This window comes from Streptomyces sp. CNH189, from assembly GCF_000527195.1.
In genome coordinates this window covers 1-10,924 of the sequence record NZ_AZUS01000043.1, presented here as the reverse complement: position 1 = coordinate 10,924, position 10,924 = coordinate 1, and the positions used below count along the sequence as shown (strand labels likewise).

Annotated in this window: 10 protein-coding genes and 1 rRNA gene; all 11 read right to left on the bottom strand. The window is 69.9% G+C overall.

Annotated features, from left to right (window positions below; translation table 11 throughout):
• Window positions 1–334: 334 nt before the first annotated feature.
• The 11 genes from B100_RS0133210 to rrf all read right to left on the bottom strand — a co-directional run bounded on the left by B100_RS0133210 (window position 335) and on the right by rrf (window position 10,799).
• Entirely contained in the window at window positions 335–1,741 is a 1,407-nt protein-coding gene (locus tag B100_RS0133210) for a DNA polymerase IV (RefSeq protein WP_078541349.1), read from the bottom strand.
• A 139-nt stretch (window positions 1,742–1,880) separates the two neighbouring features.
• Window positions 1,881–2,564 carry a MerR family transcriptional regulator gene (locus B100_RS0133205; protein WP_199785318.1) on the bottom strand — a complete coding sequence of 228 codons (684 nt, stop codon included), beginning with the start codon at window positions 2,562–2,564 and terminating at the stop codon, window positions 1,881–1,883.
• A gap of 190 nt (window positions 2,565–2,754) precedes the next feature.
• The gene (locus B100_RS0133200; RefSeq protein WP_004934251.1) at window positions 2,755–3,228 is read right to left on the bottom strand and encodes a bifunctional nuclease family protein; all 474 of its coding nucleotides are present in this window, start codon (window positions 3,226–3,228) and stop codon (window positions 2,755–2,757) included.
• An 84-nt stretch (window positions 3,229–3,312) separates the two neighbouring features.
• Window positions 3,313–4,053 carry a transcriptional regulator FtsR gene (gene ftsR / locus B100_RS0133195; RefSeq protein ID WP_024888643.1) on the bottom strand — a complete coding sequence of 247 codons (741 nt, stop codon included), beginning with the start codon at window positions 4,051–4,053 and terminating at the stop codon, window positions 3,313–3,315.
• 38 nt (window positions 4,054–4,091) lie between these two features.
• Window positions 4,092–5,024: a double zinc ribbon and FHA domain-containing protein gene (locus B100_RS36225; protein WP_078541347.1), complete on the bottom strand. Its 933-nt coding sequence runs from the start codon at window positions 5,022–5,024 to the stop codon at window positions 4,092–4,094.
• Window positions 5,025–5,085: 61 nt separating this feature from the next.
• Window positions 5,086–6,006, bottom strand: coding sequence for a DUF881 domain-containing protein (locus B100_RS0133185; protein ID WP_037724043.1), 921 nt, complete (start codon window positions 6,004–6,006; stop codon window positions 5,086–5,088).
• Between the two features lie 5 nt (window positions 6,007–6,011).
• Window positions 6,012–6,344, bottom strand: coding sequence for a small basic family protein (locus B100_RS0133180; RefSeq protein WP_006134295.1), 333 nt, complete (start codon window positions 6,342–6,344; stop codon window positions 6,012–6,014).
• Window positions 6,341–7,174, bottom strand: a complete 834-nt coding sequence (locus B100_RS0133175) for a DUF881 domain-containing protein (protein WP_024888640.1) — start codon at window positions 7,172–7,174, stop codon at window positions 6,341–6,343. The genes B100_RS0133180 and B100_RS0133175 overlap by 4 nt, the downstream gene beginning before the upstream one ends.
• A 180-nt stretch (window positions 7,175–7,354) precedes the next feature.
• A complete protein-coding gene (locus B100_RS0133170; RefSeq protein WP_024888639.1) occupies window positions 7,355–9,850 on the bottom strand; it encodes a mannose-1-phosphate guanyltransferase in 2,496 nt (831 codons plus the stop codon).
• A 114-nt stretch (window positions 9,851–9,964) separates the two neighbouring features.
• Window positions 9,965–10,573, bottom strand: a complete 609-nt coding sequence (gene clsA / locus B100_RS0133165) for a cardiolipin synthase ClsA (RefSeq protein ID WP_024888638.1) — start codon at window positions 10,571–10,573, stop codon at window positions 9,965–9,967.
• 109 nt (window positions 10,574–10,682) lie between these two features.
• A 5S ribosomal RNA gene (gene rrf, locus B100_RS0133160) occupies window positions 10,683–10,799 on the bottom strand.
• Between the last annotated feature and the right edge of the window lie 125 nt (window positions 10,800–10,924).

Genomic DNA, 10,924 nt, shown 5'->3' with positions numbered 1-10,924 from the left:
CCACCCGTGTCGATGCGTGCCGGCCCCAAGGACGGGAGCCGTTCTCGCGCATCCACGTTATGCAGACCTGCCGCCCGCGAGCGGCCGGACATTGCGCCCGGCCGGGCGGTGGTCGGACCTCTGATCAGCGTCTCCGACGGCACCCCTCGGACCCGGTGACACCACCCCCCAGGTCATCCCATCGACAGGGGGCAACAGTCATGCCGGGCCCGGAGGCCAGCGGCCCTCTTGCAGGACCGCGAAAAAGATAACGGGGCAGGCCCCGGGGTCACGGTGCCGAACACCCACCCCACCTCGCGGTCACGGACCCCGCACGCCCTTTCGACCCCCGAGGTCACGATGTCCGTGTGTCCGGCGGGCCGGACGCCTTCGTCGGCTGGTCGGCGCCTGGCGGCGTGGACACCAGAGGCAGGGGATCCGCGGGCTCCAGCGCCGGGTCGTCGACTCGGAACGTCTTCACCCGGCCGGGCCCGGACTCGGGCGTCTCGAAGCGCACCGTCACCCGGCCCAGGCCGCTCCCCTGCACCCACCCGTGTCCGAACTCGGTGTGCCGTGCGTCGTGGCCTGCCGGCCAGCGTCGCTCGGCCGGCGCCTCCTGGCGGGTGACGGACTTCTCCTCGGCCGGCTCCTCGGTCTCCGGGGTCTCCTCCCCGGCTCCCGCCCCCGCGCCGGCCGCCTGCGCGAACAGGTCCTCCTGGGTGTAGTCGGCCAGCCCGCTGACCCCGACCCCGAGCAGCCGTACGCCGCCCGTGGTGTCCACCGAGTCCAGCAGCCGGGCCGCGGCCTCCCGGACGACCGCCGGGTCGTCGGTGGGGCCCCGCAGCGTCTCGGACCGGGTCAGGGTGGAGAAGTCGTACCGCCGTACCTTCAGCACGATGGTCCGCCCGGACAGCCCCGCCCCGCGCAGACGGCGCACGCAGCGGTCGGCGAGCCGCTGCACCTCCATCCCTACGCGCACCCGGTCGTGGATGTCCACGTCGTAGGTGTCCTCGACGGACACCGACTTCGTCTCCCGCTCGGCGACCACGGGCCGCTCGTCGCGGGCCAGCGCCATCGCGAACAGCGCGTGACCGTGTGCCTTGCCCAGCAGCCGTACCAGCTCGTCCTCGCCCGCCTCGGCGATCTCGCCGACGGTGTGGATGCCCGCCCGCCGCAGGTGGTCACCGGTGGCGGGTCCGACGCCCGGCAGGGTCCGGACCGGCATCGGCTCCAGCATGGCCCGCTCGGTCCCGGGCTCGATCACCACCAGCCCGTCCGGCTTCGCCTGCTCCGACGCGATCTTGGCCAGCATCTTGGAGGCCGCGAGCCCCACCGAGCCGGTCAGTCCCGTCACCGCCCGGATGTCGGCGCGCAGCTTCGCCCCGACCAGCCGGGCCGACCGCTCGTCCCACGCCGTGTCCCCGGCCTCCAGGTCCACGAAGGCCTCGTCCAGGCTGAGCGGCTCCACCAGGGGCGACAGCGCCCGCAGCAGCGTCATCACCTGCTCGCTGACGGAGCGGTACAACGCGAACCGGGGCACCAGATACGCGGCGTTCGGCGCGAGCCGCCGGGCCTGCCCCATGGGCATCGCGGAGTGGACGCCGAACACGCGGGCCTCGTAGGAGGCGGTGGCGACGACGCCACGGGGTCCGAGTCCGCCCACGACCACGGCCTTCCCGCGCAGACTCGGCTTGGACGCCTGCTCCACCGAGGCGTAGAAGGCATCCATGTCGAGATGCAGGATCGTGGGAGCGGATCTCACATCTCCGATGCTGCCCTACGCCACTGACAACGCTCGCGCCGGGCGGGCCCGCACGGCACCGCCCGCACGTCACGGGCGCGCCACCGGACGGACCCGATCGGCACCGCCCGGTGTCGCACACCGGTGTGCGACACCGGGGTCAGACCGCCTTGTTACGCCGCCGGGCCAGCTCGTCCATCGGGTTGTGGCCGATCAGCGTCTCGCCCGTGTCGACGCGCTCGCCGTGCAGCTGGGACAGCGCGCTCTCGACGTCCCGCCACACCACGCCCACGGCGATGCCGAAGACGCCCTGGCCGCCCTGGAGCAGGGCGTGGACCTCGTCGGGCGAGGTGCACTCGTAGACCGTCGCCCCGTCGCTCATCAGCGTCATGCGCTCCAGGTCGTCGAAGCCCCGCTCGCGCAGGTGCTGGACCGCGGTGCGGATGTTCTGCAGGGACACGCCCGTGTCCAGGAACCGCTTGACGATCTTCAGCACGACGACGTCGCGGAAGCTGTACAGCCGCTGCGTGCCCGATCCGTGCGCCGGCCGCACGCTCGGCTCGACCAGACCCGTCCGCGCCCAGTAGTCGAGCTGGCGGTAGGTGATGCCCGCCGCCGCGCAGGCCGTGGGCCCCCGATACCCGATCTCCTCGGTCGCCATGGCCACCGCCCCTCCGCCGCTCGGCACAGCCGTCGGTCGCTGCGGAGCGGAATCGATCGCACCGCCGTGCGTGGGATGGCCCCCGCCCGAGCGGGGCGGAAAGCTCTGGGGAGGATACGGCCCGCCCGCCCCGAAAACGCGTCCGGGGGCACCCCCAGCCGTACCGTCGCCGCTGCTTCTCACGCCGACCTCCGTCCTTGACCTGCCTCCTCGACGGTAGGCAGTCACCAAGGGTGCGTCAACGATCGCCACACTCGGCACGCCGAGTGATAATCACCCTAAGAGTGGTTTCCCGTGCCCCGTCGCGGGGAAAGGCTAGCCGAATGCCTCCGGCACGGGCCGTGACCGCCGGCGAGGCCGCCACCAACACCGCTCACTGGTTGCTGGTCCCGAAGTCCTCCGGCGAGATCTGGTCGAGGAACTCGCGGAACTTCTCCACCTCGTCCTCCTGCTCGTCCGGGATGGCGATCCCCGCGTCGTCGAGCACCGTGTCACTGCCGTAGATCGGGGTCCCCGTGCGCAGGGCGAGCGCTATGGCGTCGGACGGGCGGGCGCTCACCTCGACTCCGCTGGCGAAGACCAGCTCGGCGTAGAAGACACCTTCCCGCAGGTCGGTGATGCGCACTTCCGTGAGCTCCTGTCCGACGGCTTCCAGCACGTCCTTGAACAGGTCGTGGGTCAGCGGTCGTGCCGGCGCCATGCCCTGCTGGGCGAAGGCGATGGCCGTCGCCTCCCCGGGGCCGATCCAGATGGGGAGGTAGCGGTCGCCGCCCACTTCACGCAACAGCACGATCGGTTGGTTGGAGGGCATTTCGACCCGGACACCTACGACATCGAGCTCGTTCACACAGCAACCCTAGGCCGTGCCCGGGACGTTTGGGTAGTCGGGCCGGGATCGGGTGGCCGATCCGGCCCGGCTGTACCTCCCCCGTCAGGGCAGCCGCACCCCGAGCGCCGTCTGCACCAGCGCCGCGTGCAGCTTCACGGTGAGTCCGGCCAGCTCCTTGGTGCGGTCCTCCGCGTGCGCCCGGGTCTGAGGATTGCGGTGCCGCCGCAGCGGCGCGACGACCTGCTCCACCAGCCCGGCCTCCCGGTCGGCGGCCGCCTTCATGGCCCGCAGATGACGCGGTTCGATCCCGAACCGCCCCAGCTCGGTGATGAGACCGGCGACGGTGACCGCCTCCGCGTCGTACACACCGTCCCCGACCGGGGTGAGCAGGCCGTACGATTCCCACTCGGCGAGCCGGTGCTCGTCGACCCCGGCGGCGGAGAGCAGCTGGCAGCGCCCGATGCGGGCCGCCGTCGGCTTCTCCGGGCCGGACTCGGCGGCGTCCTCACCGTCACCCGCACGGGTCAGCGCGGGCAGCTGGACGGCCTCGCCGCGCTCCATGGCCGCCAGGTGCTCGCGGATCACCTTGAGCGGCAGATAGTGGTCGCGCTGCATCCGCAGCACATGACCGAGGCGCTCGACGTCCTGCGCGCTGAACTTGCGGTACCCCGACGGGGTCCGGCGCGGCTCGACGAGCCCTTCCGACTCCAGGAAACGGATCTTGGAGATCGTGACCTCGGGGAACTCCTCGCGCAGCACGCTCAGCACCGCGCCGATGCTCAGCAGTCCGGTGTCCGTGGCGGCGGCGCCGTCTCCGGCACCGCCGCTCGGTGTCTGCAGCATGGACCCTTCCTGGAGTCCCCCGGACCGCGTCCGGGAGGTCAGTAGCTGCGCTGGCTCGCGTAGAAGACCAGCCGGTACTTGCCGATCTGCACCTCGTCGCCGTTGGCCAGGGCGACCTGGTCGATCCGCTCCCGGTTGACGTACGTGCCGTTCAGGCTGCCGACATCGGCGACCGTGAACGAGCCGTCCGCGCTGCGGCGGAACTCCACGTGCCGACGGGAGACCGTCACGTCGTCGAGGAAGATGTCGCTCTGCGGGTGACGCCCGGCCGTGGTCAGGTCGCCGTCCAGCAGGAAGCGGCTGCCCGAGTTCGGACCGCGACGCACCACCAGCAGGGCGGAACCCATCGGCAGCGCGTCGACGGCCGCCTGCGCCTCCGGGGAGAGCGCGGGCACCGCGGTCTGACCGGTGGCCTCGGCGTCGTAGGCCTCCAGACCGGAGATGGAGATCGTGGACGTCGTCTCGGAGGGGCGCTCCGGGGTGACGCCCGGCTTCAGCGGCGCACCGCAGTTGGAACAGAAGCGGCTGTTCTCCGCGTTGCGGTTGCCGCACCTCGAACACACCAGGGCCGACATGGACGGATCCTCCTGCCGCGGCTGCCCGCCGGGGGCGTGGGACGCGTACGGGTCGGAGAACCCTCCGCCCGCACCGGGGCTCGACGGTTGTCCGAAACCTATGCCGCCCGACTGCGCGGGGTCAACGGACGCCGCGCCCTGTCCCGTCTGGTCCCGGAACAGCGGACGCTGATCGTCCGCACCAGGCTGTGCGCGGTGACGAGCGGTCGCGTTGTCGCTGCCCTCTCGCCGCGCGCTCTTGCCGAACAACTTCCCAAACAACTTCACGGGCGATTCCCCTTGACCGAAACAGACCCGCCCGTGGGGCAGGACGAACCCTGACTGAACACATTGGCCGACCCGGACATCTTCACAACGTCCGCCTCCACCAGACAGTTTCCACCACGCACCACCCAATCGGTGCGCCGACCCCCCGCAACCTCATGCCCTGGCCGGACGACCCCCATGCACCCCCGGTTCACTGCGAGGACGACCGAGCGTAGTCAGGCCGCTTCGGCGCTCGCAAGGCGTCCACAACGATCTTGTCCGCCCGCTCCACGGTAACGGTGGCCTGTTCCTTCTCAAGAGTCTGCACCACGCCTCCGGGGATGTTGAGCGCCGGCTCCAGGTCCTGCGGCTTGCCGATGACCTTGAAACGATAGGGAGACTTGATCTTGTTCCCGTCCACGGAGACTCCGCCGTCCACGTCCGTCAGATACGTGCCGGCCACCACGCGCACACCGTTCACCTGGATCGCCTCGGCACCGGCGGCGCGCAACTCCTGGACGGCGTCGAGCAGCATGTCCGACTCGACCGTCCCCTTCGTGTCCTCGATGGTCATCTCGATACCGGGCCCCCGCGCGGCCACGGTGCCCGCGAGGACACCGAGTTGCCGTTCCTTCTCGATCGTCTGCCTGCGGGCCTCCTCGGCCTGGTCGGAGCTGTTCTCCAGCTCGTCCCGCTGCTTCTCGAGACCCTGCTTCTCGTCTTCTAGACGCTCTGTGCGGTCGTCGAGTTCATCGAGGATGCGCACAAGATCTTCCTGACGTGCCCCGCGCAGCGCACTGTCGGTGTCGCTGGTCGAGGCGACCTGGACGGCGAGGCCGAAACCGAGGCCGAACAGCAGCAGGGCGACGATCAGTTGGGCCCGGGTCACCCGCGGCGGCCACAGCCCCTTCGCCAGCCTCTGCCGGCCGGTCGGCGCCGGCCCGTCCGGCTCGGCCGCGACGGCCCCCTCGGCCGGGCCGGTCACCGCGGGCTCCTCGACGGCCGGCGGGCCGCCCGCGGGTACCTCCGCGGGCAGTTCCCTGCGCAGTCCGGCCCTGGACGACGCCTCGGCGGCGGACCGCGGCGGGGACACCGCGGGGCGTGTCGTCTCGTGCTGCTCTCGCTCGCTCATCGGCCTCACGCCCGGAACACGTGCCGGCGGATCGCCGCCGCGTTGGAGAAGATGCGGATGCCGAGGACGACCACCACACCCGTGGACAACTGCGCCCCCACGCCGAGCTTGTCGCCGAGGAAGACGATCAGCGCGGCCACGACGACGTTCGACAGGAACGACACCACGAAGACCTTGTCGTCGAAGATCCCGTCGAGCATGGCCCGCAGACCTCCGAACACGGCGTCCAGCGCCGCGACGACGGCGATCGGCAGGTAAGGCTCCACGACCGCCGGAACCTCGGGCCGGACCAACAGCCCGGCCACCACTCCCACGATGAGGCCCAGTACGGCGATCACGATGTGCCCTTCCCGGTTATCGGCTGTGCGGTTCGTACGATCACACTCGTTGCGGCGGGCAGCCGGACGTCGTCCTCCACGGACAGCGCCGTCCGGATGCCGTAGTTCTCCTGCAGGGCATGCAGATACAGCCCGTCGGCGCTGTTCTGGAAGAGGTCGCTCAGCTCTTCGCCGTCCCCCACCGCCAGCACCGTGTACGGCGGCACCAGCGGCTTGTTGTCGACCAGTATCGCGTCTCCCGCGGCCCTGATCGCCGACAGGGCGGTCAGCCGCTGCCCGTTGATGGAGACGGCCTCGGCGCCGGACTCCCACAGGCCGTTGACCACCCGCTGCAGATCCCGGTCCCGGACCCGGCCGGTGTCGGAGAACCCGGAGGTCGACCGGGGATCGCCGTCACCCCCGCCGGTGGTGTCCTCGGCGTCGTTCACCACGAGACGTACGCCCGGGCCGTGCACGGGCGTGGCTCCCGACAGGATGCCCATCAGCGTCGACCGGTCGCCGCCGCTGTCCCGGAGCGCCTCACGCTGCCGTGCGCTCACCTCGGTGCGCAGCTCGTCGACGCTCTTCTCCAGCCGGTCCGCGGCCGCGGTCTCCTCGTCGATCCGGTCGATCAGTTCCTCGCGCTCCTTGGCGACGACCGGAGCTGCGACCCGGGCCTGGGCCGCGCCGACGGTGACCACACAGGCGGCGAGGACCAGACCGGCGGCCAGGCCGAGCTTCGCGCGCAGCGTCCTCGGCATGCCGCCGGTCCCCTCGCTCCGCTTCCGGGCGGCCGCCTCGGCATAGCCGTCGTCGAGACTGTGGTCCATGACGTTGGTGATCAACGACATCGACGCGTCCGGGCGCGCGGGCCGCGCGCGTGTGCTCCGAACGGGGGGTTGCTGCGGCATGCCGCACATCGTCGCACGCCGCGCCCCCTACCTCCGAACGGCCCCGGCGGCGTGCCGGACGGGCCCCTTCCGGGACACCGGTCCGGCACGCCGCCGGTCAATCGGTACGGTGCGGGACGGTCACCTGCCGGCGCTGTCCACCACGGCCGACCACTCGTCGAGCAACGCCTGCGCGGAGGCGTCGTCGGGGCCCTCGGCCCACAGATGGGTGACGGCCTCCGCCGGGTCGGGCAGCACCATCACCCAGCGCCCGTCGGCCTCCACCACACGCACGCCGTCGGTGGTGTCCACGTAGCGGTCTCCGGCGGCCTCGACGACCCGCCGCATCACCAGGCCCTTGACGGCCCACGGGGTCGCCAGGTCCCGCTTGAGGACGTGCGCCCGCGGGATGCGGGCGTCGATCTGGCTGAGCGTGAGCTGGGTCCGCGCGACCAGCCCGATGAGCCGGACGAACGCGGCGGTGCCGTCGTAGACGCTGCTGAACTCGGGGACGATGAAGCCGCCCTTGCCGTCGCCGCCGAAGATCGTCCCTTCCTCACCGCCGACGCGCGTGAGGTCGTCGGGCGACGTGGTCGTCCACTCCACCTGGGTGCCGTGGTACGCCGCCACCTGCTCGGCGATCCTCGTGGTGGTCACCGGCAGCGCGACGCGGCCGCTGCGCCGCTCGGAGGCGACCAGGTCGAGCATGACGAGCAGCGCCCGGTCGTCCTCGACGATCCGCCCCTTCTCGTCGACCAGCGACAGCCGCTCGCCGACGGGGTCGAACCGCACGCCGAAGGCGGCACCGGAGGACGCCACGATCTCCCCGAGGCGGACCAGGCCGGAGCGGCGCATGTCGCCCGTCTCGGTCGGCCTGGACTCGTCGAGACCGGGGTTGATGGTCAGCGAGTCGACGCCCAGCTTGCCGAGCAGGCTGGGCAGCACCAGGCCGGCGCTGCCGTTGGACGCGTCGACGACGACCTTCAGCCCGGACTCGGCGATCCCGGTGATGTCGACGTTACGCAGCAGCGACCCGGTGTAGGAGTCGAAGACGCTCGCCGGGAAGTGGAGGTCACCGATCTCGCCGGGGAAGGCACGCCGGTACTCCTGGCGCGCGAACACCCGGTCCAGCTTGCGCTGGCTGCCCTGCGACAGGTCGGCGCCCTGCCCGTCGAAGAACATGATGTCGACGGAGTCCGGCACGCCCGGCGTGGTGCGGATCATGATGCCGCCGGCGCTGCCCCGCGCGGTCTGCTGACGCGCCACGGGCAGCGGCACGTTCTCCAGGTCGCGTACGTCGATGGCGCTGGCCTGGAGCGCGGAGATGACCGCCCGCTTGAGCGCACGGGCACCACGGGAGTGGTCGCGAGCCGTGGTGACGGTCGAGCCCTTCTTCAGGGTCGTCGCGTAGGCGCCGGCGAGGCGGACGGCGAGCTCGGGGGTGATCTCGACGTTCAGGATGCCGGACACACCGCGGGCACCGAAGAGGTGCGCCTGTCCCCTGGACTCCCAGATCACCGAGGTGTTGACGAAGGCACCGGCCTCGATGGTCTTGAACGGGTAGACCCGCACGTTGCCCTGGACGATCGATTCTTCACCGATCAGGCACTCGTCACCGATGACGGCGCCGTCCTCGATCCGCGCGGCCCGCATGATGTCGGTGTTCTTGCCGACGACGCAGCCCCGCAGGTTGCTGTGCGGACCGACGTACACGTTGTCGTGCACCACGGCCTTGTGCAGGAAGGCGCCACTCTTCACGACGACGTTGGAGCCCACGACCGTGTGCTCACGGATCTCGGCGCCGGCCTCCACCTTGGCGTAGTCGCCGATGTAGAGCGGGCCGCGGAGCTGGGCGTCGGGGTGCACCTCGGCGCCTTCGGCGACCCACACGCCGGGCGAGATCTCGAAGCCGTCGATGTCGACGTCGACCTTGCCCTCGAGGACGTCGGCCTGCGCCTTGACGTAGCTCTCGTGGGTGCCGACGTCCTCCCAGTAGCCCTCGGCGACGTAGCCGTAGACGGGCTTGCCTTCCTTCATCAGCTGCGGGAAGACGTCACCGGACCAGTCGACGGGGACGTCGGGCTCGACGTAGTCGAAGACCTCGGGCTCCATCACGTAGATGCCGGTGTTCACCGTGTCGGAGAAGACCTGGCCCCAGGTGGGCTTCTCGAGGAAGCGTTCGACCTTGCCCTCGTCGTCGACGATGGTGATGCCGAATTCCAGCGGGTTGGGCACGCGGGTCAAGCAGACCGTGACCAGAGCGCCCTTTTCCTTGTGAAAATTGATCAGCTCGGTGAGGTCGAAGTCCGTGAGGGCATCGCCGGAGATGACGAGAAAGGCATCGTCCTTCAATGCCTCCTCTGCGTTCTTGACGCTCCCGGCGGTACCGAGTGGCTTCTCCTCATTGGCATACGTGAGCTCCATTCCGAGCTCCTCGCCGTCACCGAAGTAGTTCTTGACGAGAGAAGCAAGGAACTGGACAGTCACAACGGTTTCGTTGAGCCCGTGCCTTTTGAGCAGCCGCAGAACGTGCTCCATGATCGGCCGGTTGGCCACCGGCAGGAGCGGCTTGGGCATGCTTGAGGTCATGGGGCGAAGGCGGGTGCCTTCGCCCCCGGCCATCACGACGGCCTTCATGTCGGAAGCGTCCTCCTCGAAGAGACGACGGTCTGGCCGACTTCACCCGCCAGGATTGCCGCACACATATTCAGCGTGAGACATCGCGCGCCACGTTGCGCGTGAAGAAGCGAGTCAATCGGCCATGGCGTCCGCACGGATCAAGCGGCGGACTTGGACCACATAGAGCACTCCTGCCCACCAATAGAGGGTTGTACCCCATCCGGCGAACGCCCAGCCGAAAATAGCAGCGAGTGACGAGATCCAGCCACTTCCGTCACTGAGCAGGAGCAGCGGGAAGGCATACATCAGGTTGAAGGTGGCTGCCTTCCCCAGGAAGTTCACCTGCGGCGGCGGATAGCCGTGGCGCCGCAGGACGCCCACCATGACCAGGAGGACCAGCTCCCGTGCCAGCAGCACGAGGGTCAGCCAGAGCGGCAGAATCTCCCGCCAGGTGAGTCCGACCAGGGTCGAGAGAATGTAGAGCCGGTCGGCCGCGGGGTCGAGCAGCCGGCCGAGGCTGCTGACCTGGTTCCACCGCCGGGCGAGCTTGCCGTCCAGGTAGTCGCTGACGCCACTGAAGGCCAGCACCAGGAGCGCCCAGCCGTCGCTCTTCGGACCACCGAACTCCGGCCGCAGAATCAGCCAGAGGAACAGGGGTACGCCGACGAGCCGCGCCATGCTGAGCATGTTCGGGATGGTGAGGACACGGTCTGTCTGGACCCGTGTCTCCTGGACCTCCACCCGGGATCCTCCTGTGGGAAACGTGTCGATGATGCTCACTGACCTTACCTCAACGCAAAAAAGCTCTGGCCCTCGGGCTGCGTGCCCAAGAGCCAGAGCTCTAAAAGAAGTTCGGCGGCGTCCTACTCTCCCACAGGGTCCCCCCTGCAGTACCATCGGCGCTGTAAGGCTTAGCTTCCGGGTTCGAAATGTAACCGGGCGTTTCCCCTACGCTATGACCACCGAAACACTATGAAACTGTCAACCGCACCACACCGTGACCATGGCGTGGGGTTGTTCGTGGTTTCAGAACCAACACAGTGGACGCGAGCAACTGAGGACAAGCCCTCGGCCTATTAGTACCGGTCAACT